Annotated in this window: 26 protein-coding genes; 17 read left to right on the forward strand and 9 right to left on the reverse strand. The window is 45.4% G+C overall.

Translation table 11 applies throughout. The annotated features are described in order from the left end of the window. Positions 1 to 480: 480 nt before the first annotated feature. On the reverse strand, positions 481 to 1,140 hold the full coding sequence (locus KN811_RS19490) for a response regulator (RefSeq protein ID WP_187963991.1): 660 nt from the start codon (positions 1,138 to 1,140) through the stop codon (positions 481 to 483). A 411-nt stretch (positions 1,141 to 1,551) separates the two neighbouring features. Between KN811_RS19490 and porN the strand changes: the two genes are divergently transcribed. Beyond that, positions 1,552 to 2,454, forward strand: coding sequence for a type IX secretion system ring subunit PorN/GldN (gene porN / locus KN811_RS19495; RefSeq protein ID WP_187963992.1), 903 nt, complete (start codon positions 1,552 to 1,554; stop codon positions 2,452 to 2,454). A 90-nt stretch (positions 2,455 to 2,544) separates the two neighbouring features. Then, a complete protein-coding gene (locus KN811_RS19500) occupies positions 2,545 to 3,603 on the forward strand; it encodes an NAD(P)/FAD-dependent oxidoreductase (RefSeq protein WP_187963993.1) in 1,059 nt (352 codons plus the stop codon). Positions 3,604 to 3,646: 43 nt separating this feature from the next. On the opposite strand, the gene KN811_RS19505 is transcribed toward KN811_RS19500, so the two are convergent. Both KN811_RS19505 and KN811_RS19510 read right to left on the reverse strand, forming a co-directional pair. After that, positions 3,647 to 4,582, reverse strand: coding sequence for a serine hydrolase (locus KN811_RS19505; RefSeq protein WP_187963994.1), 936 nt, complete (start codon positions 4,580 to 4,582; stop codon positions 3,647 to 3,649). Between the two features lie 145 nt (positions 4,583 to 4,727). Beyond that, on the reverse strand, positions 4,728 to 5,132 hold the full coding sequence (locus KN811_RS19510; RefSeq protein WP_187963995.1) for a DUF983 domain-containing protein: 405 nt from the start codon (positions 5,130 to 5,132) through the stop codon (positions 4,728 to 4,730). A gap of 279 nt (positions 5,133 to 5,411) precedes the next feature. On the opposite strand from KN811_RS19510, the gene abc-f reads away from it, so the two are divergent. The 9 genes from abc-f to KN811_RS19555 all read left to right on the forward strand — a co-directional run bounded on the left by abc-f (position 5,412) and on the right by KN811_RS19555 (position 13,311). Continuing rightward, positions 5,412 to 7,325: a ribosomal protection-like ABC-F family protein gene (gene abc-f / locus KN811_RS19515; protein WP_187963996.1), complete on the forward strand. Its 1,914-nt coding sequence runs from the start codon at positions 5,412 to 5,414 to the stop codon at positions 7,323 to 7,325. 323 nt (positions 7,326 to 7,648) lie between these two features. Beyond that, a complete protein-coding gene (cyoE, locus tag KN811_RS19520) occupies positions 7,649 to 8,554 on the forward strand; it encodes a heme o synthase (RefSeq protein ID WP_187963997.1) in 906 nt (301 codons plus the stop codon). Between the two features lie 174 nt (positions 8,555 to 8,728). After that, positions 8,729 to 9,310, forward strand: coding sequence for a cytochrome c oxidase subunit 3 (locus tag KN811_RS19525; RefSeq protein WP_187963998.1), 582 nt, complete (start codon positions 8,729 to 8,731; stop codon positions 9,308 to 9,310). Positions 9,311 to 9,361: 51 nt separating this feature from the next. After that, positions 9,362 to 10,333: a cytochrome c oxidase subunit 3 gene (locus KN811_RS19530; RefSeq protein WP_187963999.1), complete on the forward strand. Its 972-nt coding sequence runs from the start codon at positions 9,362 to 9,364 to the stop codon at positions 10,331 to 10,333. A 63-nt stretch (positions 10,334 to 10,396) separates the two neighbouring features. After that, on the forward strand, positions 10,397 to 10,744 hold the full coding sequence (locus KN811_RS19535) for a cytochrome C oxidase subunit IV family protein (protein WP_187964000.1): 348 nt from the start codon (positions 10,397 to 10,399) through the stop codon (positions 10,742 to 10,744). 101 nt (positions 10,745 to 10,845) lie between these two features. Beyond that, a complete protein-coding gene (locus tag KN811_RS19540; protein WP_187964001.1) occupies positions 10,846 to 11,517 on the forward strand; it encodes a hypothetical protein in 672 nt (223 codons plus the stop codon). A 131-nt stretch (positions 11,518 to 11,648) separates the two neighbouring features. Beyond that, the gene (locus KN811_RS19545) at positions 11,649 to 12,341 is read left to right on the forward strand and encodes an SCO family protein (protein ID WP_187964002.1); all 693 of its coding nucleotides are present in this window, start codon (positions 11,649 to 11,651) and stop codon (positions 12,339 to 12,341) included. Between the two features lie 10 nt (positions 12,342 to 12,351). Beyond that, positions 12,352 to 12,879, forward strand: coding sequence for a DUF420 domain-containing protein (locus KN811_RS19550; protein WP_187964003.1), 528 nt, complete (start codon positions 12,352 to 12,354; stop codon positions 12,877 to 12,879). A gap of 219 nt (positions 12,880 to 13,098) precedes the next feature. Then, a complete protein-coding gene (locus KN811_RS19555) occupies positions 13,099 to 13,311 on the forward strand; it encodes a hypothetical protein (protein ID WP_187964004.1) in 213 nt (70 codons plus the stop codon). A gap of 439 nt (positions 13,312 to 13,750) precedes the next feature. Here the strand turns inward: KN811_RS19555 and KN811_RS19560 are convergent, their stop codons facing one another. After that, positions 13,751 to 14,161 carry a BrxA/BrxB family bacilliredoxin gene (locus tag KN811_RS19560; protein WP_187964005.1) on the reverse strand — a complete coding sequence of 137 codons (411 nt, stop codon included), beginning with the start codon at positions 14,159 to 14,161 and terminating at the stop codon, positions 13,751 to 13,753. Positions 14,162 to 14,243: 82 nt separating this feature from the next. Continuing rightward, the gene (locus KN811_RS19565) at positions 14,244 to 14,537 is read right to left on the reverse strand and encodes a hypothetical protein (protein ID WP_187964006.1); all 294 of its coding nucleotides are present in this window, start codon (positions 14,535 to 14,537) and stop codon (positions 14,244 to 14,246) included. Between the two features lie 103 nt (positions 14,538 to 14,640). Here KN811_RS19565 and KN811_RS19570 point away from each other — a divergent pair, with 103 nt between their 5' ends. From KN811_RS19570 to KN811_RS19580, 3 genes are read left to right on the forward strand one after another with little or no spacing between them, the layout of a single operon-like run. Then, positions 14,641 to 15,225 (forward strand): HupE/UreJ family protein, encoded by a 585-nt coding sequence (locus KN811_RS19570; protein WP_187964007.1) that lies wholly within the window; start codon positions 14,641 to 14,643, stop codon positions 15,223 to 15,225. 1 nt (position 15,226) lies between these two features. After that, on the forward strand, positions 15,227 to 15,658 hold the full coding sequence (locus KN811_RS19575) for a deoxycytidylate deaminase (protein WP_187964008.1): 432 nt from the start codon (positions 15,227 to 15,229) through the stop codon (positions 15,656 to 15,658). Beyond that, positions 15,659 to 17,326: a S41 family peptidase gene (locus KN811_RS19580; protein WP_187964009.1), complete on the forward strand. Its 1,668-nt coding sequence runs from the start codon at positions 15,659 to 15,661 to the stop codon at positions 17,324 to 17,326. It abuts the gene before it with no gap. A 90-nt stretch (positions 17,327 to 17,416) separates the two neighbouring features. Here KN811_RS19580 and KN811_RS19585 read toward each other — a convergent pair whose 3' ends face one another. The 4 genes from KN811_RS19585 to KN811_RS19600 all read right to left on the reverse strand — a co-directional run bounded on the left by KN811_RS19585 (position 17,417) and on the right by KN811_RS19600 (position 19,921). Next, a complete protein-coding gene (locus tag KN811_RS19585; protein WP_187964010.1) occupies positions 17,417 to 18,019 on the reverse strand; it encodes an FAD-dependent oxidoreductase in 603 nt (200 codons plus the stop codon). Beyond that, positions 18,019 to 18,222 (reverse strand): hypothetical protein, encoded by a 204-nt coding sequence (locus tag KN811_RS19590; RefSeq protein WP_187964011.1) that lies wholly within the window; start codon positions 18,220 to 18,222, stop codon positions 18,019 to 18,021. The genes KN811_RS19585 and KN811_RS19590 overlap by 1 nt, the downstream gene beginning before the upstream one ends. A 183-nt stretch (positions 18,223 to 18,405) precedes the next feature. Continuing rightward, entirely contained in the window at positions 18,406 to 18,978 is a 573-nt protein-coding gene (locus KN811_RS19595) for a MarC family protein (RefSeq protein ID WP_187964012.1), read from the reverse strand. A gap of 148 nt (positions 18,979 to 19,126) precedes the next feature. Beyond that, the gene (locus KN811_RS19600) at positions 19,127 to 19,921 is read right to left on the reverse strand and encodes a glycerophosphodiester phosphodiesterase (protein WP_247716569.1); all 795 of its coding nucleotides are present in this window, start codon (positions 19,919 to 19,921) and stop codon (positions 19,127 to 19,129) included. A gap of 434 nt (positions 19,922 to 20,355) precedes the next feature. Here KN811_RS19600 and KN811_RS19605 point away from each other — a divergent pair, with 434 nt between their 5' ends. The 3 genes from KN811_RS19605 to KN811_RS19615 all read left to right on the forward strand — a co-directional run bounded on the left by KN811_RS19605 (position 20,356) and on the right by KN811_RS19615 (position 24,695). Beyond that, positions 20,356 to 22,722, forward strand: a complete 2,367-nt coding sequence (locus KN811_RS19605; RefSeq protein ID WP_187964013.1) for an ABC transporter permease — start codon at positions 20,356 to 20,358, stop codon at positions 22,720 to 22,722. Positions 22,723 to 22,799: 77 nt separating this feature from the next. Beyond that, complete coding sequence (locus KN811_RS19610; RefSeq protein WP_187964014.1) at positions 22,800 to 23,369, forward strand: DUF3109 family protein; 570 nt, start codon at positions 22,800 to 22,802, stop codon at positions 23,367 to 23,369. Positions 23,370 to 23,708: 339 nt separating this feature from the next. Then, on the forward strand, positions 23,709 to 24,695 hold the full coding sequence (locus KN811_RS19615; RefSeq protein WP_187964015.1) for a ribonucleotide-diphosphate reductase subunit beta: 987 nt from the start codon (positions 23,709 to 23,711) through the stop codon (positions 24,693 to 24,695). Positions 24,696 to 24,744: the final 49 nt, after the last annotated feature.

Here is a 24,744-nt window from a genome sequence, read left to right on the forward strand (position 1 = left end):
TGGCTCCGTAAAAAGGTCTCAAACCACTTTGTTGACCAAAAACAGGGTTGTCTGCCTGGCCGTATCCGCAATGCCGGTGCCATTCCGGCAATCGGAAAACCGGCAGTAAACGAACCAGGTAGAGCGGTTTTATGTAATGAGAACCTTTTTTCCGTGCTATAAAACAAGGCATGGATCCTTATACCTCCAAAAATATGTAGTAGCGGTATATTTTTGTGCTCGAGGCATATAGTATTTGTTCGGCCTTGTTGTAGAACTAATTCTAATGCTGTATAGGAAATTATTGCAGACGAAATGAGGGGATTGTGGGGCAAACTGTCCCCTTCAATATAAACGTGGCGCATTAAGAGCGTTAATCGCTGCAAAATGCGCCACGGGTAGGGAGGTAATCGGTATTCGGTGATCGGTAAACAGTAAGCGGAATAACAGATCACCGATTACCGATTACCGAATACCGATTACCGACCGCCGAATACCGGCTCAAAAGGCAAAAACCGGAGTGTCGTAATGGTTAAAGATTTCAATAAGCTCGGTGACATTACTGATATCCAGTTTTTTGAATATCCGCATTTTATGCGTACTCACCGTAGATTTCTTGAGGTCCAGGATGTTTACGATCTCCAGGTTGCCGTTGCCTTTGGCCATAAGCCTGGCAATTTCCAGTTCCCGGTTGGAAAGGCTGTTCAGTGGATTTTTCAAAGGCATTCCGTGCTGTAATGAGGACTCGTGCAGAAAATGCTTGGTCACCGTCCTGCTGATATACGTATCGCCATTGATGACCTCAGTGATAGCTTCCTCTATTTCTTCTTTAGAACTGTGTTTGTGCAGGTAGCCGTTGGCCCCTGCCTGGATAAAACGCATAGCATACCTTTTTTCACTCAGGGCAGAGAACATCAGTATTTTTACGTCCGGACATACCGAACGTATAACACTGATCATCTCCGTGCCTATGCCATTGGGGATATCAATGTCCAGGATGATCAACTCAAAATATTCCTTTTCGAGCAGGTCTATCGTCTGTGAAAAATCCTCAATGGAAGTGATCTTGGCATGAGGTAGGAAGTCCTCGATAATTCGGGCAATTGCAAATTGGATAACAATATGGTCGTCAACCAGTAAAATGGGGTAATTTTTACTCATGGATACATCGTTTTGGTTTAACATTATGGGGTTATCTGTTTGTACTTTACGAAAGGTGATCCACTATTTCGAAATGCCAATATAATAAAATTTTAATTACAGGATGCTGGGCCGTAAAGAATTAGCGGAATTCACCGGGCATTAACCTGAAATCTCTTTTTGAGATTATTTTTGTAAAGCGTATATTTCGAACTGAAAATTTTTTTGAAAGAAAAGGATATTATACACAATAATATTTCTTTTAAAGAGTTAATGTTCGTAAATGGCGTATCGCTTTTTTGATAGGTCTGAGAGGGAATATTGAAATTATTTTGTTTTTATTCTTTTGATTTTCAATACATTGTATTTTGAATTGTTAAAGATTTAACGGAGTGGGCTTTTTTCCGTACTAAACTAAAAAAACTTAAAATTATGTTTTGGAAGGGTGTTTTGTTAACTGTCGCGGTGATGTTTTCCTGGGCAAATGTCAGTGGACAGTCTAATATACTCAATGCTAAAAAACCCGAAGATATAGGGAAACTGACCGAAGCCCAGGCCAAGGCCGACCCCGATGTGCCTTTGGAGTACGGCTATGTGGAAGACAGGGATATCCTTTGGTCTAAAATGACCTGGGAAGTTATCGACCTGAACGAAAGGGTAAACTTTCCCCTGTATTATCCCATAGACGGACAGGGATCACATTATGGAAGACAATCCCTATACGAAATTCTGGTAAGCAATATCAAAAACGGGAAAATAAAAGATATATATGCAGATTCTTACTTTACCGAAAAAAGACAATTTAATGAGCTGGAGAGCACATTGTCTCTGGTGGATACAACCGATCTCGGGCTTGAACAATTGAATGCGGGAGAGCAGGTGTCTGAAATGTATATCGACCGAAGAGACCTTTCGGCAGCAGACATTGTAGAATACCGTATCAAGGGGATGTGGTATTTTGACAAGCGTCAGGGAGAATTGAAATATCGTATTCTCGGTATTGCTCCCGTAGCTCCGGATGTCAATTTTATGGATGAAGGGATAGACGACGGTTCTAACCTGGTGGAGCTTTTTTGGGTCTGGTATCCGAGTGCCCGTCAGGTTTTGCACGATGCCAAGGCGTTTAATGTGGGCAATTCCGGGATGCCTATTTCCTTCGATCACCTGTTGAATGCCAGGAGGTTCAATGCCACTATATATAAAGAAGACAATGTGTATGGAGACCGGGAGGTTCGCGATTATATCCCCGACAATGCCATGATGCAGCTTATGGAAGCCAAACGCATCCGGGAAGAAATACGTAATTTCGAACAGGATGTCTGGAAAAACGAATAAACCTTACCCTCATTCATAATACCCGGATATCAATATCCGAAATTCCCTCTAAAACGCCCGTACTGTTCGGGCGTTTTATATTTTTGTGTTATGGTAACAGATTATATAGTCGTAGGGCTCGGCCTGGCCGGTATAGCTTTCTGCGAGCAGCTCAGGGAAAATCAAAAGGATTTTGTGGTTTTTGACGGGGATTCCCAGCAGTCTTCGTCCGTGGCGGGAGGGGTGTACAATCCCGTGGTGCTGAAGCGGTTTACCGCAGCCTGGAGATCGGAAGAACAATTGAAGATCGCCGTTCCCTTTTATAGAAAACTGGAAACCGCACTGTCCTGTGACCTGGTGCACACTATGCCAGTGTACCGGAAATTCGCTTCCATCGAAGAACAGAACCTTTGGTTTGAAGCAGCCGACAAACCTGCGCTGTCCTCCTTTCTTTCCCCCCGTATCATCCAGAATACCAACCCTGCTGTCGATGCTCCCCATGGTTTCGGGGAAGTGTGGCACACCGGAAGGATCGCAGTGAGGGAACTCCGGGAAAAATATACCGGTACCCTCCTGGCACAGCACCGGCTGCGAAAGGAACACCTCTATTATGAAGCCCTGACTTTTACGGAAGACGGAGTGCAGTATCAGGATATAAAGGCCCGGCATATTGTTTTTGCCGAAGGATTTGGCATGATGTCCAACCCCTTTTTCAATACCCTGCCACTCCGTGGGGCAAAGGGAGAACTGCTTACCATTAAAGCCCCGGAACTAAAACTGCAGGCCATAATAAAATCGTCTGTATTCCTTATCCCATTGGGAGGAGACCATTACAAAGTGGGTGCCACTTATAACTGGAAGGACAAGACCAATGAAACGACTTCTCACGGCAGGGAAGAGCTGCTGGCAAAATTAAGACCGCTTATCCGTTGTGATTATGAGGTGACAGACCAGGAAGCCGGCATCCGTCCCACGGTAGCCGACCGCAGGCCCCTGGTAGGAAAGCATCCCTTGTATGATCATATGTATATCCTCAATGGGTTGGGGACGAGAGGAACCCTTACAGGCCCTTATGTGGCCGGGCAGCTATACGGCTTTATAGAAGAAGGGGTCCCGTTGGCCAAAGAGATCGATATTTACAGGTTCCGGTCGCGGTTTAAAGAAAATTAATTGACAGGAACACGATCACATCCGTATGTGGAATCAGTCTCCTTCAATCTTTTCGCATCAATGCATCGACCTTTTCCGCAAGCAGGCGGAATTTGGGGAGGGCCTGTTCTTCCTTTAACGGTAAAAAGCAGGCGAGGATGTAATGTACTTTTCCGTCTTTTACAATACCTGCATCATGGGTCCAGTAAGACCACCATCCCGTTTTGTGATAGAACATGGTATTATGGGGTAGGCCCTGCGATAATTTGGTGTTGTCCAGTTGTCTTCCCAGGAGTGTTTTTAGCTGCATGCTCACCCACGGATTGACCAGGCGGTCTGTGGCTATTCGGTAGAAGAAGTCCGCAGCGTGCAGGGCGCTGGTTTCCGTGCCCCGGATGTCTTTGTAGCCCGGATCTTCAAACTCCCGTTTCAGAAATTTCCGGGTCACTTCGCTTCCCTGCCAGTGATACTGGTGCATCAGGGCATTGATATTTTTTCGCCGCGCCAGGTCTATAAGGCAATTGGCCGCTGAATTATCGCTGCGGGAGATCATCAGGTCCAGCAGGTAATTTACGGTTACCGTATCCCCGTCATGCAGCAATGGCCTCGGATCGGAAAGTACTTCCCTGGCCGTATCCACGTCATTGGGCGAGCGGACGACATAGAGGGAATCCAGGGCGTATTTCCCCTCGGAAACCTGCCGGAGCACTTCAGCAGCGACATACATTTTATATACCGAAGCCGGATATATGAAATTTTCCATATGAACACCACCTATCCGGGGTTGTTCACTTTCCTTTAATTGTATGACTGCCAGCGATATCTGTTCCGTGCCGTCCTCACCTACGGAAAAATTTCTGTCGAGCTCCAGTTCCCCGGCTATGGTATTCAGCTTTTCCGAAAGTGCATTGTCCGTTTTGTAATACGAGGGGATGGAGGTGGATTGCTGTGCTGCAGTGGTAATGCAAAAAAAGATAAAGAGGGGGAGTAAAGTTTTCATAACAGGTTGAATTTAAGGCAAGATATCAAAAAAACGAGATATTCACAGCATAATAACCTGTGGAAACTGTGGTTTTTTCCGGTTTTACAGTATGGTCCGGGAAATGAGTATGTGTAATATTATGAAGGAAACGGCAGATGGTCTCTCAGGAGATGCTGGCCTTTTTTCCGCGTTTTTCCGCATCCGGTTGGTATTTGATAAAGAAATTGATCCAGATATTCCGGGAAACCCGCATAATAACGGGCATAAATACAATGAGTGTGCCCATAATGGCAAAGAAAGCCGTTTTCAGGCCCGTGCCGATAAAGAGAAAGGAAATAACAAATGCCGCTACCGCAAAAGCCGTCCCCACCCCATAGCTTACATACATGGCTCCGTAAAAGAAAGAAGGCTCTATCTTGTATCTCGTGCCGCAATGAGAACAGGTCTCGTTCATTTTCAGTGTCTTGCGCGGATCGTAAAGATTTTTAGAAGTATACATACTCTCCTCATGACACCTGGGGCAGCTTCCTGTTAAAATACTGTATAGCCGGTTTCCTTTTTTTAACATACGATGAAAATTGAAATTCCGATTTGTCCGCAAAATTACTAAATATAGGGCAATGTAACGTTGTGAGCACACTAAACTTCCCCAGCCCGAAAAAAATACGTTTATTTGCACCGGATTAGAGGCGACAAGGAGATGGGGGGCAAGGTGATGGGGTGATGATGAAATGTGCTAATTCGATAATGAGATAGCTGATTCCCTTCGATTAGGTCGTCCTTGAACCTGAAACTTGAAACCTGCCCTTCGACTCTGCTCAGGGGCTAAAACCAGAAACCAGAAACAATGCTTAACATTCACAATTTATCTGTTTCCTTCGGAGGAGAATTTCTGTTTGAAGAAGTATCTTTTCGTCTGAGCCCTGGTGACAGGGTGGGGCTTATCGGGAAGAACGGTGCGGGAAAATCCACGATGTTAAAGCTGTTGTCCGGAGAAATGAGCCCCGATACCGGGGTTATTGCTTCTGACAAGGACGTGCGCATCGGTTTCCTGAAACAGGACATCGATTTTATACAGGGCAGGACGGTCCTCGAAGAGGCCTACCAGGCTTTTGAAGAAATAAAAACACTGGAAATACGGCTGGATGAAATAAACCGTGAACTCGCCGAAAGGACAGACTACGAAAGCGAAGCCTATCATCAGCTTATGGTAGATCTGAGCGATATTACCCACCGGTATGAAATACTCGGAGGCTACAATTACCAGGGAGAGACTGAAAAAGTGCTTCAGGGCCTGGGCTTTAAAAGAGAGGATTTCGACAAGCTCACCGATACCTTTTCCGGCGGATGGCGAATGCGTATCGAGCTGGCCAAGCTGTTGTTGCAAAGCAATGATGTGCTCCTCCTCGATGAGCCTACCAACCACCTGGACATCGAGTCCATTATATGGCTCGAACAGTTTTTACAGCGCTATACAGGGGCGGTGGTCATCGTATCTCACGATAAGATGTTCCTGGACAATGTAACCAACAGGACCATAGAAATATCCTTTGGCAAGATATACGACTACAACAAGCCTTATTCCGAATATCTCATCCTGCGGGCAGAGATCAGGGAGCAGCAGCTCAATACCAAAAAGAACCAGGAAAAACAGATACAGCAAACCGAAAAGCTGATCGAAAAATTCCGGGCCAAAGCCTCAAAAGCATCGATGGCACAATCCCTTATCAAAAAACTCGATAAGATAGAAAGGGTGGAAGTGGATGAAGAAGACAACAGTGTCATGAACGTAAGGTTCCCGGTATCTGTACAGCCCGGTAAGGTGGTGATAGAAGCGGAAGAGGTGAGCAAGAACTATGGCGCGAAGGAAGTGTTGAAGAATGTGGGCCTTATGGTAGAGCGCGGAAGCAAAATAGCTTTTGTGGGCCAGAACGGGCAGGGAAAGACCACCCTGGCCAAGATCATCATAGGTGAAATAGCCCACAAAGGCCATGTAAAGCTGGGGCACAACGTACAGCTGGGTTACTTTGCACAGAACCAGGCCGAATACCTGGACGGTGAAAAGACCGTACTTCAGCTTATGGAAGATGCCGCCAACGATTCCAACCGCAGTAAGGTACGGGATATGCTCGGCGCCTTCCTGTTCCGCGGTGACGATGCTGATAAGAAGATAAAGGTGCTGTCCGGAGGAGAGCGCAACCGCCTGGCCCTTTGTAAAATGCTGTTAGACCCGTTTAATGTGCTGGTCATGGACGAACCTACCAATCACCTTGACATCAGGTCGAAGAACGTGCTGAAACAGGCCTTGCAGAATTTTGAAGGGACCTTACTGCTTGTATCGCACGACCGGGATTTTCTGCAGGGGCTCACCGATAAAGTTTATGAATTCAAGGACAGGAAGATCAAAGAATATCTGGGAGATATCAACTTCTTCCTCGAACAGCGGGACGTAACCGATTTTCGCGCCGTAGAGAAAGCTACCGTGGAAAAGAAAGAGAAAGAGGAGGAAAAACCAAAGGAAGCAAAACTCTCCTACGAAGAGCAAAAAAAGCAGAAATCCCTGAAAAACAGATTGAGCAAGGTAGAATCCCGGATCACTCAACTGGAAAAAGAAATAAAGGAAACAGATGCCAGGCTGGTAGCAGATTACGATACCTTGTCCGGGGATACCTCTTTTTTTAAAACCTATGAAAGCAAAAAAAGCGAGCTCGCCAACCTTACTGCCGAATGGGAAGAGCTGATGATGAGCCTGGAGGAATGACCGGAGAAATTCTATTCGGGTAAAACGTCCCCCCCCCTTGAATCCCCCCGAAGGGGGGAGAATCATCGGATCAACAAACGATATAAAAAAGAAGAATCCCTCCCCCCTAGGGGGAGGTCCCGAAGGGGGAGGGGGACTCACCCCGAAAGCCCAAAACCTCCTTAAAAAAATAGCAAGCCTCAAAATTCCGAATTTATAATTTAAACGGTATCTTTGCACCCGATTATTTAAACGAGGAATGAAAAGGTCATAGGTGTCAGAGTGATTTTTTATCTAAAAACATCTCACTTTCTCACCCTCTCACATTCTCACATCTGAAACCGATGAAAACGGTATTGCGAACAACTACAAGAACAGGAGCGTTTACCCAGGCTTTGGACGATTTTAAACAGCTTACCAAGGTAGGCCTGGCCGTAAGTGTGGTGTTTTCTTCTGTTGCCGGCTACTTTCTCGGCGCTGAAACTATCGATTATAAAGTATTGCTGTTGTTGATGATAGGCGGGTATTTTATGGTGGGAGCATCCAATGCTTATAACCAGATCATCGAGCGCGATCTCGACGCCCTGATGCAGCGCACCAGGAACAGGCCCATCCCTGCGGGAAGGATGTCTGTGAATACCGCATTTATCATCGCTACGGTATGTGCTATACTCGGAGTGGTGATCCTGTATATGGTAAACCCGAAAACCGCCATGTTCGGAGCCATATCCATCTTTTTGTATACCAGTGTATATACCCCGTTAAAGACAAAAACCCCGTTGTCCGTGTTCGTAGGGGCATTTCCCGGGGCCATACCCTTTATGTTGGGCTGGGTGGCGGCAACCAATAATTTTGGAATAGAGCCCGGAACCTTGTTTATGATACAGTTCTTCTGGCAATTTCCCCATTTCTGGGCCATTGGCTGGTTGCTGTATGACGATTATAAAAAAGCAGGATACTATATGCTGCCCACCGGGAAGAAAGACAGGGCCACCGCATTGCAGGTGATCATGTATACCATATGGATGATTGTAGTTTCCGTATTCCCGGCAACCGGCCTTACCGGTCAATTGCACCTTTCTTTAGCCGGAGCAGTGATCGTAGCACTGCTGGGGGTGGGAATGCTGTATTTTGCCATCCGCCTCTATCAGCAAAAAGACAATGTAGCCGCCCGCAAGCTGATGCTGGCCAGTGTGGCTTATATCACTTTTGTACAGATAGTTTACGTGGCAGATAAGTTTATAAGTTGAAGTAGTTACTGAATTATCGGAGGGGATAGATTGTTTGGTAGTTAAATATCCCGAAAACGATTGTATAATAAGTGTAACCGGTTGTCGAGCGAAGTTGAGACACGGTTGCTGAGTCCTTCGGTTAAACTCAGGATAAACTGAAGCCGAAGCACGGTTATTGAGCGAAGTCGAAATATGGATTTAACACAGGGAACTTTTGAAGAAAAGAATATCAGGGCCAGAAAAATGATGCTCTGGTTCGGTATGATCAGCATACTAATGACCTTTGGCGGGCTTACCAGTGCCTATGTAGTGAGTAAGACCAGGCCCGACTGGCTGGATGACTTTCAGTTGCCGTCCGCCTTTTTTACGAGTACTGCATTTATCCTGGTGAGCAGTGTCACCTTTCATTGGGCCAAAAGGGCCATCATGCAGGGTAACCGGAACAGGGGAACTGTATTATTGCTCGTAACCCTGGTGCTGGGAATAGCATTTATCGTATCCCAGTTTGCAGGCTTTGCCCAGATCGTTGAAGACGGATATTATTTCACCGGTAGTCAGAGTACCATCACCACTTCGTTCCTGTATGCCATTACAGTGGCACACATAGTACACGTTTTTGCGGGTGTGATCGTCCTTTTAACCGTAATTTATAATCATTTTAAAGAAAAATACGTACCGGGACAAACCCTTGGTTTAGAATTGGGTGTGACCTTTTGGCATTTCCTGGACTTTTTATGGTTATATCTCATTTTATTTTTCTTTTTCTTTAGATAAGAAAAAAACGTAAATTTGGGCAGTTTTTTAAACAGATATATGTATTAGTGTATGGAAGCTACTGTTACAACAGCTACAGAAGGCAAAGTTTGGGGAGGAGGCAATGAGCCGCTCAAGGCCAGCTACGGCAAAATGATGATGTGGTTCTTCATCGTTTCCGATGCCTTGACATTTTCCGGATTTTTGGCCGCTTACGGTTTTTCGAGATTTAAGTTTATCGAATCCTGGCCTATTGCAGACGAAGTGTTTACGCACTTCCCGTTCCTGCACGGAGTAGATGCCCCGATGTACTATGTAGCGTTGATGACCTTTATTCTTATTTTTTCTTCCGTGACCATGGTGCTGGCCGTAGATGCCGGGCATCAGCTCAAGAGGACAAAAGTGGCGTGGTATATGCTGCTCACCATTATCGGAGGGGCCATATTTCTCGGTTCACAGGCCTGGGAGTGGAAAAACTTTATCGCTGGCGAATACGGCGCCGTGGAAACCCGGGGAGGAAGGATCCTTCAATTTGTAAACTCCGAGACCGGTAAGCAGATCGCCCTGCACGATTTTGCCGCACCCACAGGTGAAGGAAAGCAACATATAAATGCCAACGGATATGCTGCCGAAAAGGAAGGCGAGGCCGTATATACGGTAAAAGATATTGTGGATGGTTTTACGGCAAACTCCAATATTGTAATAAGAACAGAAACACTTAACGAGGAAGGGCATAAAACAATACTCAGCAGGGAAGAATCTGCAGAGAAGTTAAAAAGTGCCGTTCTGGTGGTCGAAGGGGCCAACCTGGAAAGAAATGAGTACGGGAACAGGCTGTTTGCCGACTTTTTCTTCTTTATCACAGGTTTTCACGGTTTTCACGTGTTTTCCGGAGTGGTGATCAACCTGATCATATTCTTTAATGTCATCCTCGGAACCTACGAGAAGAGAAAGAGCTATGAAATGGTGGAAAAAGTAGGGCTGTACTGGCACTTTGTAGACCTGGTATGGGTATTCGTATTTACTTTTTTCTACCTCGTATAATTTTAGGAACAGACAAAACATTGAATATTCCCGGAAGGGAGTTGAGATAATATAATTGGGAAAATGGCACACGCACACGCATCAAACGTAAAGAGGATCTGGACGGTATTCGTTATATTGTCCCTCATAACCATTGTGGAAGTCGCCCTCGGTATCGTAAAACCGGGATGGTCTATGACGCATATCATTGGTATGAAGATACTGAACTGGATATTTATTATCCTCACGATAGTCAAGGCATATTATATTGCCTGGGCTTTTATGCACCTGGAAGGAGAAAAGGGCAGTTTCAGATGGAGTATAGTGCTGCCGTTGCTTATTCTCATACCGTATTTGATATTTATATTGCTTACCGAAGGGAATTATGTGCATGATGTGATGAGAAACGGTTTTATAAGCTGGGATTTCTAAAGGATATTTAACAGTATAAGAAAGGCGGTTTTGAACCGTCTTTTTTATTTTTGTAGTGGTTTTGGGATATTCGTTCCCCGGGCCTTTAATTTGTGTTGAAGATGAAGAAATATGTTGTTCTCGGAGCTTTGTTTATCCTTCCCATAGTGGCTTATCTTTTTTTTGCTTCAGGGGTGAACAATTTTGTAAAATTGCCCGTGCTCACCGAAGGTGTGAAGGAAGTAACGGCTTTCAGTTCGTTAGAGGGAGATGAGGTAAGGTTACAGGACAAGATCACTGTTCTCGGTTTTCTGGGAAGGGGCCCCGAAAGCAAAAAGGGGAACGCTTTCAATATTAACCAGAAGATATACAAGAGATTTTATCAGTTTGCCGACTTTCAGTTTGTAATGGTCCTGCCCGAAGGATCGGAAGGAGAAGTACAGGCCCTGAGATCGGAATTGTCCCCGCTTACGGACATGGTAAAATGGAAATTCCTCTTCGGAACGGACAAAGACATCCGGGACCTTTTTGACAGCCTGAAAACTAATCTTACCCTGGACGGAGATATGAGTACTCCCTATGTTTTTATAATTGACAAAGACCGGAATTTGAGAGGAAGGAAAAAAGACGAGGACGCAGGAGACAGGTTATACGGTTTTGATGCCGGTTCGGTGGCCGAACTCAATGACAAGATGGTAGACGATGTGAAAGTGCTGCTGGCCGAATACCGGCTGGCACTGAAAAAGAATAACACCATCAGCAAGCGGGATTCCTATCTCAAGAAATTGAAATAAGATAGAAGAGGATGAAAAGCCGGGGCTAGACGATAATAAGACATAAGATTTAGAATATACGGGGTGCGTCATAAGTCGTACATCTTATTGTCGTACGTCGATAAAACCATAAATCTAAAATCACAAATTCCATGAAAAAAGGCAATTATACATATATCTGGGTTTCTTTGGTGATCCTGGTGTTTGGTATTATATTCATTCCCAAAATTATTGATCGGGTAAAGGAAGGGAATATTGTGGACAGCGACAGGCATAAGATCGGTCAGGAAAGCAAAAAAAGCAAAGCAGAAGACCTGGTAACGGTAGGTGAGGTCCCTCCCTTTAAATTTACCGATCAGTACAACAATACCATCACCAATGAAGATTATAAGGGAAAAGTCTATGTGGTGGAATTCTTTTTTACCACCTGTCCTACCATTTGCCCGGTGATGAATGAGAACATGATAAAGATACAAAACGCATTTCAGGACAACTCCGGTTTCGGAATAGCTTCGTTTACCATCAATCCAGAAAACGATACCCCCGAAGTGTTGAAAGCCTATGCCGAGAAATACGGAGTTAAACATCCGAACTGGCATTTCCTTACCGGCGACCAGGATGCGATATACAACCTGGCCAATAACGGCTTTAATCTGTATGCCGGAGTAAACCCCGAGGTCGAAGGAGGTTTTGAGCATTCCGGGATGTTCGCCCTGATCGATGGCGAAGGGAATATACGATCCCGGACCGATAAGTTTGGCAATCCTATGGTTTATTATGACGGCCTGGAAGAAGAAGGGATTGCAATGCTGAAAGAAGATATTGCCGCCCTGCTGGGCAATTAAAATTAAAAGTATGACCACAGCTGTAGAAGAGAAGAAATACAACAGGCTTATCCTTATTCTGTCCATTGCTATTCCGGTAGTGGTGGCCATACTGTTCGGAGTAAAGATCCCCAATGTAGAACCCTTGTCATTTTTACCGCCGATATACGCTACGATCAACGGGTTGACAGCGGTTTTACTGGTAGTAGCGGTATGGGCTGTTAAAAACGGTAAAACAGCCCTGCACGAACGCCTTATGAAGACCTGTATAGGATTGTCTGCCGCGTTCCTGGTGATGTATGTAGCCTATCATATGACATCAGATTCTACGCCTTACGGAGGCGTGGGAGCTGTAAAATATGTGTACTATTTTATTCTTATTACACATATACTGCTCTCCATAGCCATCATACCGCTGGTGCTTATTTCATTCGTGAGAGCGCTCTCCAGGCGGTTCGATAAACACAAAAAGATAGCGAAAGTTACCTTCCCTATCTGGTTGTATGTAGCAGTTACAGGAGTGGTCGTTTACCTGATGATCTCCCCGTATTACGGGTAGTATTACTCCTTATGAGCTGTCTGGTGCAGAATCGGTACGTAGAGCGCGGAAAAATTTAGGGATACAGGAGGAGATTGAAAGAAGATTGAGTAGAGATTGAAAAAAGATTGATTAAAGTAAAGGCGGCGGAGATTAAAAATAAGCGGCAACCGGAAAGCAAAAACCATTAAGTTTCAACCCCGGTCAGCCATCAAAATTGAAACTTTGAATTTTTAAACCTTGAACCTGAAACATTACATATTCATCTTTATTTTCCTGCTGGCCGTGCTGCCGGCCGAAGCGCAGTGTGCCATGTGCCGGGCTGTGCTGGAAAGCGGTGAGGGGCAGGAAGCCGCCCGTGGCATTAACAACGGGATCGTATACCTTATGGCTATCCCTTATATTCTGATGGGGATACTGGGCTTTTTTGTTTACCGGAAATTCCGGAAATAAAGTGCCACAGGCATTGCGATGCGTTTTTCCGATCTTATTCCTGGTATTTTCTGCGAAAAGTTCGGCCTGTAACAGTTTGAACTTTGCGACCTGCGTATGCCGAAATCCGGGAAATTCCAGGTGAAATTAACCCCGATAAAATAATTAACAGGATTTGGTTTACATTACCAAAATTCGCTTTTTACAGAACCAAAAAAGGAAAACTTTTACGATACGCAATGTCCGGTGGAGTTGTGAAGATGCAAAATGGTGAATTTTGACTTTTGAGGGGCTGGCTGTAAGCTATTAAAACAAGAGATTGTCTCAAAAGTTGTGAAAACCGTCATGCTGAACTGTCACCCTTCGACACTTCGGCCATGCTCAGTGCAGGCAAGTTCAGGTTGACGTAAATGTTACTTTTGAGACAATCTCTTAAAATCTATTTTATGCCGAATGGATATCAGCAATGCTCGTTGTATGCTTCTACCAGGTTATCGGCGATCATTTCTGCAGGGCGGCCTTCGATATGATGGCGTTCCAGCATATGCACTAGCTCTCCGTCCTTAAAAAGTGCCATGCTCGGGGATGACGGAGGAAAAGGGACCATATGGCCTCTGGCCCTGTCTGTCGCTTCCCGGTCTACACCAGCAAAAACGGTGACTATATGATCTGGTTTCTTGGCATTTTCGAGAGAGATCTTGGCTCCCGGCCTTGCATTTGCCGCGGCACAGCCACATACCGAATTAACCACTACAAGCGTGGTTCCGGGTTTGGCCAGGGCGGCATCAACTTCTTCAGGGGTATGTAATTCGACAAACCCGACGCTGGTCAGGTCTTCTTTCATTGGTTTTACGAGTTCTTCCGGATACATATTTCTACTTTTTTAACTTGTGTACAAAATTAAGAATAATTTTGCGGAGAAACGATGCTTTAACAGTTTGTTTAGCTTTTGCTTAGCCGGGTTTTGATAAGAACAATACGGCAGCAACGGAAACCACGACAGATATAAGCAGCAACGCTGCAAATTGCCTCCGGCGTTCCCGGCCTGCCACTCTCCGGATATCTCTTTTGAGTTCTTCGAGCTTTTTTGCGGAAACCCGGGGGAAATCGTAAGTTGTCCGTTTGAAATCCGAAGAATGCATTTGCTCCCGGTAATCCCTGAATTTTGGCCTGCGTGATGGTTTTAAAGCAGCATTCTGCTTCATCCGGTTGATCATGTCCAATATGTGCCCGGCTCCGAAACTCATTGTTTTTCGGGTTTATAAGTTAACGTTATGGTTTATTTATCATATAAATATACGATTTTTCTAAATAAATCGTAAGTTTGGGCAACCTCAAAATAGTATGTTTATGTCACAGTTCTGGCTGTATTTTAAATTGGGACTTACACATGTCCTGGACATCCATGCGTACGACCATATTCTCTTTCTCATAGCTCTGACGGTTCCTTATTCCTTCGGTCACTGGAAGAAAGTGTTGTGGTTGGTTACCATCTTTACCCTGGGGCATTCATTCTCCCTGGTGATGTCTGCTTACGGGCTGGTAAAGGTGAGCTCTGCACTGGTGGAATTTCTTATTCCCGTGACCATTATGGTTACGGCATTGTTTAATATATTTACTGCAACACGGCGTTCGGGTGTGGAAAAGTTCGGACCGGCATTTTTTGTGACCCTCTTTTTCGGGCTTATTCACGGGCTTGGTTTCTCCACATATTTCAAAGGGATCATAGCCGGAGAGGAAAACAAATTTCTGCCTCTGCTGGAATTTGCCCTGGGCATTGAAACCGCACAGGTCATCGTAGTGCTTGTGGTCCTGATCTTAGGGTTTATTTTGTCCACTATTTTCCGGTTTAACCGGAGAGACTGGATCATGGTTATATCAGCCATTGTGATCGGTGTGGTGTTGCCTATGCTGATAGAAAACTATCCGTATTGATATGTCAGAAAAAAAACAGGAAAAATACGACCGGGCTTACCTGCGTATGGCCATGGAATGGAGCAAGTTATCTTATTGCAAACGCAGGCAGGTTGGTGCCATTATTGTAAAAGACCGGATGATTATATCTGACGGCTATAACGGTACTCCCACAGGTTTTGAGAATATATGCGAGGACGATGAAGGCTACACCAAGTGGTATGTGCTCCATGCCGAAGCTAACGCCATTCTTAAAGTAGCTTCTTCCACACAGTCGTGTAACGGGGCAACTTTATACATTACCTTGTCTCCTTGCAAAGAATGTAGTAAATTAGTGCATCAGGCAGGAATTAAGAGAGTGGTGTATTACCAGGCGTATAAAGACGACTCCGGATTACAATTTCTTGCTAAGGCAGGCGTTGAATTAAAACAGATCTCTAACCTGGAGGAATAAATGAAGAACGAAAAGAACATATGGCTGCCCATCCTTCTTGCTACTGCTTTGGCGGCCGGCGTTCTTATTGGGGGAAGTCTCAATTTCGACGATACCCCGCGGAAGTTCTTTTCCTCCAATTCCAAAAAAGAAAAGCTAAACCGGCTTGTCGATTATATCGAACACGATTACGTCGACGAGGTCAATACAGACAGTATCGTAGACATCACAGTAAATAAGATACTGGAAAAACTAGACCCACACTCGGTGTATATTTCCCGGGAAGACAGACAGCAGGTATCAGAGAATATGCAGGGGGATTTTGTGGGGATAGGAGTGAGTTTTCGCATGTATAACGATACGCTTTCCGTGATACGGCCCATACAAGGCGGCCCCGGTATCAAAGCGGGAATAAGATCCGGAGACCGGATCCTCTTTGCCGATAACGATACATTGTTCGGAAAGCATCTCCGCAGCAGGGACCTGGTCGATAAGCTCAAGGGAACTGCAGGAACTCCCGTGGCATTGAAAGTATACAGGAAAGAAGAAGACACCCTTCTTACATTGACCGTAAAAAGGGCGAAAGTGCCAATACAAAGTGTAGATGCCTTTTATATGCTTACCGACAGGCTGGGGTACGTAAAAATAAACCGCTTTGCCGAGACCACCTATACCGAATTCAAGAAGGCGCTGGATACCCTGATGCGTCGCGGGGCAACCCAGCTGGTCCTGGACCTAAGGGATAATCCCGGAGGATATATGGGCGTAGCCGAAGAGATTGCGGATGAATTCCTGGAAAGAGATAAACTGATACTGTTTACCAAGAACAAAAGGGGAGAAGTGCGGAAAGCCTTTGCCACAGCCCGCGGGGATTTCGAGGACGGAAAGGTCTTTGTGCTTATCGATGAAAAATCTGCTTCGGCCAGCGAGATCGTTGCAGGGGCCTTACAGGACAATGACAAGGGGGTCATTGTAGGCAGGCGATCTTTCGGAAAAGGGCTGGTACAGCGCGAAATGGCACTTGGCGACGGTTCGTCAGTAAGGCTTACCGTATCCAGGTACTATACGCCGACCGGGCGGTCCATACAACGGTCTTATGACAAAGGTATAGATGACTATTATCATCAGTTCTACGAAAGGTATCACAACGGGGAACTGGTTACGGCCGACAGTATACACGTCAATGATTCCCTGAAATTCACCACCCCCAAAGGCAGGGTGGTTTACGGAGGCGGAGGGATAGTGCCGGACGTTTTTATCCCGCTCAATACCAGCCTGGAAGAAGAAGCCCTCAACTATGTGCTGGAGAATGGTTTCCTCTCATATTTTGCATTTGAATACCTGGACAAGAACAGGAGTTTATACAGCGGGTATAACGAGGATGAATTTGTGGAAACAGTGGATATTGGCGACGATCTCATCGAAGAATTTATAAAGTATGGAAAACGAAACAGGGCTATTGTAGGTGTGGACTTTTCCAGGATAGATTTTTCTCCCTATGAGGATAGCCTGAAAAAATATATCAAAGCTACCATAGCAGAGCAGCTTTACGGTCCTGATGCCTATACCCGGATCGTCAATACGGGAGACCATGCGATTTCCAAAGTAATAGAACTCAGCCGTAACGATAATGATGGGGCTGAGGTTGATAACTCGAATGCTGAAAAGTTGGAGATTAAAAAAGATTGAATCCCACAGTACTGGGAGATTAATTTGAAGAGCTTGCTCAATCTCCTTCAATCTTTTCCAGTGCCGCCCTGTCAGTTCAGATACCGCCCTTTATATTTTGTCGTGAACTTTGGTGTGTTTACCCCCGTTCCAGAAGGTAAGAATGTCCGTAGCTACCTGGGCGCCACTTCCTGCGGCAATGGCAAACTGGCTGCGCCATCCGGCAAGGGTACCGGCAACGTATAGCCCTTCTTTGACCAGGTGATCGGTGTTTTGCAGTTGTTTCCTGTTCTTTGAAGGGGGAGAGAGCCGGTGTGGGATGAGGTATTCATTGAGGCCTTCGATATTAAAAAGATCGGTATACCCCAGGGCAACGACAACGATTTTGGCCACGTATTCTGCCTTGTTTGTTTTTACAATAAAATTTCCCGCTTCCCCGCTTACGGCAATTACTTTTTCTTTTTCTATTTGTACAACGTGGGGGTATTTCGCAGCAAGGTGCTGTTTTCCCTGTTCCAGGATGTCCATGCCTGTGGTGCCGGGGGCAATTCCCAGAACGTTGTTGAGCAGGGCGCTCTGCAGGTGAGAGGCTTTCTGATGCATAATGATCCCTGTCTTTTTGCCGCTGCCGTAAACAGTGTTCTTTGCAGACCCCAGTACCAGGGCACACTGCATTCCCGCAGCACCTCCGCCAATAACGAGAGCATCAAACATTACTTGCTGTTTTTGATCCTGTCCTGTATTTTTTTAGAGAGCATAAAGATAACCAGAAGCAGTATGGCGCAAAGAGCAGAAAAAACACCGATAAGTGCCACGATGCTGTCACCGTCAAAGGGAGTACTGAAATCTATCAGTGTAATGTTGTAACCTATAAGGCCAAGGGCCAGGAGGATCAATATCAGGATGAAATATTTCATGTATCTTTTTTTATTTCCTGCACAAAGGTACAAAGATTTAAAGAACCCGGTTCCGGGGAAGGTGTTAGAGGAAGGTTAAAAAAGCCTGGGAATCTCATACCTGCCTTTCAGCTTTGCTCAGGGACCGGGAAATCGGGTGTTAGCTGAGTAAAGTCGAATTACGGTAGCTGAGTGAAGTCGAAGCTAGAACAGATTCCTGGCATTACTGGCAAACAGTTTTACCGCAATGGCCAGCAGGATCACACCGAATATCTTTCGAATGACCCCAAGTCCTGATTTGCCCAGCTTCCGTTCTATCTTTTTAGAAGATTTAAGGACAATATATACAAAGAGGATATTGACCATGATGGCTACGATAATGTTCTCCACGTAATACTCGGCCCTCAGGGACAGAATGGAGGTCATGGTCCCTGCTCCGGCGACCAGGGGAAAAGCAAGGGGGACGACAGATGCTGTTTCCGGAGCATCATCTTTGTAAAGGGTGATGCCGAGAACCATTTCAATAGCGAGAAAAAAGAGGACAAAAGCCCCTGCCACGGCAAAAGAATACACATCAATACCGATAAGGCTCAATATCGTTTCGCCAACAAAGAGAAAAGCGATCATAATGATCCCTGCAACGACCGATGCTTTTTCCGACTGAATATGGCCTACTTTTTCCCGGAGGCCGATAATGATAGGGATGCTTCCTATAATATCGATCACGGCAAACAATACCATGGTGGCGGTCGCGATTTCCTTTAAGCTAAAGTTCATAGTAGCAGCGAGTTAAAAAAAATGATGGCAAAAGTAAGGATATCTGTCGGATAAACCGGAATTCGGTCATAAAATTTTAAATTCAGGCAAAACACTCCCTCTGCCTTGACTGTAAAAGGGCAGTAAATGAAGCCGGGCAGGAGTGGTGTTATTTGTTGCTTATGATCTTCAGCAGTTGTTCCGGTTCGTTGGTAGTGATAAAGTCTGCTCCTTCGTCGAGAAGCCATTCCATGTCTTCTTTTTTATTCACGGTCCATACATTAACGGTAAGTCCGTTTTCCCTGGCCTGCTTTATCCATTCCGGGTGTTTTTTTATCACTTTGAGCGAGTAGTCCAGTCCGAAGAAACCGTCCTTTTTCAGTTCGGCGGGAGAAAGATCTCCGTTGAGGTAAGCGACGTTAGCTTTGGGGTCGAGTTCCATCACCTTTTTGCAGATATCGTAGTCGAAGCTGATATAATCTACCCAGTTTTGAGCGTTGAGCTGATGTACCAGGGCTACTGATTTTTCCGCGAGTTTAAGGCCGTGTTCTTTACTTTTTTTGGAAGGCTTTATCTCAAAGATAAGTTTGGTGTGGTTTTGTTTAATCCCTTCCTTTATATAGGCCTCTGCGGTAGGGATATTTTCCCCGTTCGGGTACTTTTTTTGAAGGAGTTCTTTGTAAGTGGTGTCTTCGATGAACATGCCCATAAAATCGGCATCGTGATTTACCACGAGTACACTGTCTGCTGTCATCCAGACATCAAATTCAGAACCTTCGCATCCCATTTCTATGGCGTGGTTCAGGGAAGCCAGCGAATTTTCCGGGGAACCGGTGTTTTTAAATGCACCGCGATGGGCAATGACCTTGTTTTTAATAAAGCCCTTCCCGTCCTGGGCAAGAGCTTCCTCTGAAGCGCCGGTTACTATCATGCACGTAATAAAAAAGAAAAGTATTTTTTTCATGGCTTGGGTCTTTTGTTAAAAAAGGCGATGCTAAAATAGGAAAAATATTTTGTGACGCCGCTCTATGTGATTGCTAACTTAATGTTAGCTAAACGTAAAGGGGCAAAAAATAAAATAATTTCAAACCTGTGGTTTCATACTTTTTTGTGAAAATGCAGAATTAATGGTCTTTAAATTTTTTAAAGTGTATCGCTATCGAACACAAAGTGTATCAAAACGATACAGTTCATATGGCTTTTTAAAACCACAATGTTTTGAAATATAAGTGATTGTATTTTTGGCATGATTATGACTTTTGAGAATTAATACTATAAATTGTGTTTTATATCGATGTCCTCTGCTGTCAGTGGCAAAATAGCACGGAAAGGATGATATTGTGAACCGATTTCTGTGACTAAGACCAGCTTTTAACAATTCTCCTGAAATAAAAAGGTATGATTAAGAATTATTTCAAAATCACGCTCCGCAACCTGTGGAAGACCAAAGGATATAGTTTTCTGAATATTTTCGGCCTGGCGGTGGGTATTGCTGCGGCATCGCTTATTTTCCTGTGGGTGGAAGATGAGTTGAGCTATAACAAACATATCCCGGACAAGGAAAACATCTACACCGTTAAATCCAGGCAGGTCTATGATGGAACCACCCATGTATTCGGAGCCAGCCAGGGACTGCTGGCAGGTGCTATCGAGGCCGAGATTCCCGGTATCCGGCACGCTGTGCGTTCTTCCTGGGACACGTCACTCCTGTTTAACCTCGGGGACAATAACATCTACCAGACCGGGCGGTATGTAGACCCCGACTTTATCTCTGTTTTTGCATTGGAGTTTCTCGAGGGCGACCGTCAGTCCGCATTAAGTGATATCAATAACCTTGTTATCACGGCATCTGCCGCAAAACGGATGTTTGGTAACGAACCCGCATTGGGCAAGCAGGTGCGCATTGACAACGATGAAAGCTATACCGTATCTGGTGTAGTAAAAGACATGCCCGGAAATACTTCCATAACCTTTGACTGGCTGATCCCTTTTAAAAATTTCGAACGCGGAAAAGCGTGGCTGAAAAACTGGGGGACCAATGGTATCCTTACCCTTGTGCAACTGCAACCACAGGCCGACCTGGCCGATGTAAACGGCCAGCTGGATGAATTTGTCATAAGAAAAACCAATGGCGAAACCACATTTTCCCGTAACTTCCTTTACCCCATGGAGCGCTGGAGGCTCTACGACAGTTTCGACAGGGATGGCAACGAACAGGAGGGGCGTATCAAGTATGTCCGCCTTTTCAGTATCATTGCCTGGGTAGTGCTTCTCATTGCCTGTATCAACTTTATGAACCTCGCTACGGCCCGTTCGGAAAAGCGTGCCAGGGAAGTGGGCATGCGTAAGGTGGTAGGCGCCTCAAAACGTTCGCTTATCAGTCAGTTTCTCGGGGAGTCCGTGATCCTGGCCACGGTGTCTGCATTGCTCGCCATAGGGCTGATCTACCTGTCTGTCGGGGCATTCAACAATCTCGTGGAAAAAGAACTGACCATTGACCTGTTCAGGCCTGCTCACCTGATGTTCCTTGCGGGGATCGTGCTGGTGTGCGGATTGATCTCCGGGAGTTATCCTGCCTTTTACCTGTCGTCGTTCAATCCTGTGACCACACTTAAAGGTGTTAAGCAAAAATCCGGGGCCACGGTATTCATTCGCCGCGGACTTGTGGTGCTCCAGTATGCAGCTTCCATTACACTTATTATCTGCACCACGATCATCTTTCAGCAAATTGAGCATACAAAAGGCCGGGACATGGGGTACGATCGTAGCCAGGTGCTCACCACACAGCTACGTGGAACAATGCTGGAACATATCGATGTTATCAAAGATCAGCTCACCGCAACCGGTGATGTGGAGCGTGCAGGGCTGAGCAATATGGAAGTGCTTAATATCCACTCCAATACCACCGGGATCAGCTGGGAAGGTAAAGACCCGAACAAACAGGTGCTCATAGGGATCCTTCATACCGATGCCGATTTTGTTTCTACCATGGGGATGCAACTGACAGAAGGCCGTGATTTCCGTCCACGTCAACTGGGCGATAGCAGCAGCATTGTGATCAACGAGGCGTTTGCACGGCTTATTGACCCGGATGGCAAGGTAGCAGGACGAACTGTACGTTGGGGCGATACTCCGTATACCGTGATCGGTGTGGTAAAGGATTTTGTGTACAACAATGTTTATGCGCCATCCGAACCCTTGTTTTTTCATCCGTTTCAGGCAGATAGGGGCTTTATCAACATCAAGACCAGGGCCGGGGTTGATCTTTCAGAGGCTGTTTCCCGTATCGGACAGGTGATCAGGGAAAATAACCCCGGATACCCGTTTGAATACCATTTTTTGGATGATACTTTCAATAGTAAATTCAAATCCGAAATGCTCATCCAGAAACTCGCCGGCGTATTTGCCGTGCTGTCCATTATCATTTCCTGTCTCGGCCTCTTCGGTCTCGCTGCCTTTACAGCAGAAAGACGTACAAAGGAAATGGGCATCCGGAAGGTGCTGGGCGCTTCCGTTTCGTCCCTGATGAAACTGCTCAACCGCGAGTTTGTCCTGTTGGTGTCGGTGGCCTGCACCATAGCTTTCCCCGTTACCTGGTGGATGATGGGAAACTGGCTGGGGAGCTATGATTACCGTACCGAGATACACTGGCAGGTATTTGCTTTTGCGGGTCTCGGGGCATTTCTTATTGCGCTATTTACGGTGAGCTCACAGGCTATCAGGGCAGCACTGGCCAACCCGACGAAGTCGTTACGTGATGAGTAACGGGAATTAAAGAGCCGGAGCTTCCAACTTCGTACTTCTAACTTCGTATTTCTAACTTTTGTCCCTATCTTTGCGGCATGTTTCAATTAGGAAAGACCATAGTATCCGAAGAGATCATCGAAGAAGATTTTGTGTGTAACCTGTCGGCCTGCAAGGGAGCCTGCTGTGTGGACGGAGATGCCGGGGCGCCGCTGGAAGATGAGGAAACAGCGATATTGGAAGAGATATATCCCAAAGTGAAGCCTTTTTTGAGAGAAGAAGGTGTTGCTGCCATTGAAGAACAGGGGACCTTTGTTAAAGGTGAGGATGGCGAATGGGAGACCCCGCTGGTCAATGGGAGTGAATGCGCTTATGTTACTTTCGATGATAAGGGAACAGCGCTTTGCGGTATTGAACAGGCTTATAACAAGAATGAAATAGCCTGGAAAAAACCCGTTTCCTGTCACCTCTATCCGGTGAGGGTCAAACAGTATTCGGAGTTTGCAGCCGTGAATTATCACAAATGGCATATCTGCGATGATGCCTGTGCCCTGGGAAAAGAACTGCAGGTGCCTGTATATAAATTCACAAAAGAAGCCCTGATCCGTAAATTCGGAGAAGACTGGTACAGGGAGCTGGAAGAAGTGGCCGGGGATGTGAAGAAGTAAAAATTATCCCCAACTTTCTACATATGACCCATTTACCCGGCCAGTCCCTCCAGCGTTATTTTTTTCAAACAAATCTTCTCTTTTGCCTTTAAAACAAGGGCTTGCCTTTAATAATCCCGCTTTTTTCAATAAGAACCGATTTAAATTTAAATAACTGTTATTCAGTGTATTATGTGATTTACTGAAAATCTTTCCGGGAAGACATTTCAACAGGTGCTGTTAAAAACTTTTAAATTAAAGCAGGGGTTTTACCTTTCATTTCTAACGACATTTTGCAATCTTTGTTAGTCCCAACCTACCTCACTCAATAAAGTATTAATGTCCTAAAAACGAGAAGAAATGTCAGCGACTACAGAGCCCATTTTACAAGAAAATAAAAACAGGTTTGTCATTTTTCCCATCCAGCATCACGATATATGGGATTGGTATAAAAAGCAGGAAGCATGTTTCTGGACTGCAGAGGAGATTGACCTGCACCAGGACCTGAATGACTGGAACAACAAACTGAGTGACGATGAACGGTATTTTATAAAGCACATTCTGGCATTTTTTGCTGCTTCTGACGGTATTGTCAATGAAAACCTCGCTGAGAATTTTGTAAATGAAGTGCAGTATTCCGAGGCTAAATTCTTCTACGGGTTCCAGATCATGATGGAAAATATCCATTCGGAAACCTATTCGTTATTGATAGACACCTATGTGAAGGACGAAGCAGAGAAAGACCAGCTTTTTAAGGCCATAGAGGTTTTTCCGGCCATAAAGAAAAAAGCGGAGTGGGCATTGAAGTGGATAGAATCCGACTCGTTTGCCGAAAGGCTCATTGCCTTTGCCGCTGTGGAAGGTATTTTCTTTTCCGGGGCCTTTTGTTCCATCTTCTGGCTGAAGAAAAGAGGATTGATGCCCGGGCTTACCTTTTCGAATGAACTGATATCCAGGGACGAAGGAATGCACTGTGATTTTGCCTGCCATCTCCACAATAATCACCTGGTAAACAAGGTATCTAAAGAACGCATTAAGGAGATCATTGTAGATGCGCTGAACATAGAAAGGGAGTTTATCACCGAGTCCCTCCCCGTGAGCCTCATTGGAATGAATGCCAAACTGATGACGCAATACCTCGAATTCGTAACAGACAGGCTGCTGGTGGAACTCGAATGCGGAAAAGTGTATAACTCCACCAATCCGTTCGATTTTATGGACATGATATCCCTGCAGGGAAAAACAAATTTCTTTGAAAAGAGGGTGTCCGAGTACCAGAAAGCCGGGGTGATGAACAAGGATAAGGACGACGAGTCGCAAAAGATCAGTTTCGACGCCGACTTCTAGAAATAGAAAACAACAACACAAAGCACACCTGTTCCGGGGTTTAAGGGGT

The sequence above is a fragment of the Sinomicrobium weinanense genome, assembly GCF_018863395.1.
Lineage (GTDB): Bacteria > Bacteroidota > Bacteroidia > Flavobacteriales > Flavobacteriaceae > Sinomicrobium > Sinomicrobium weinanense.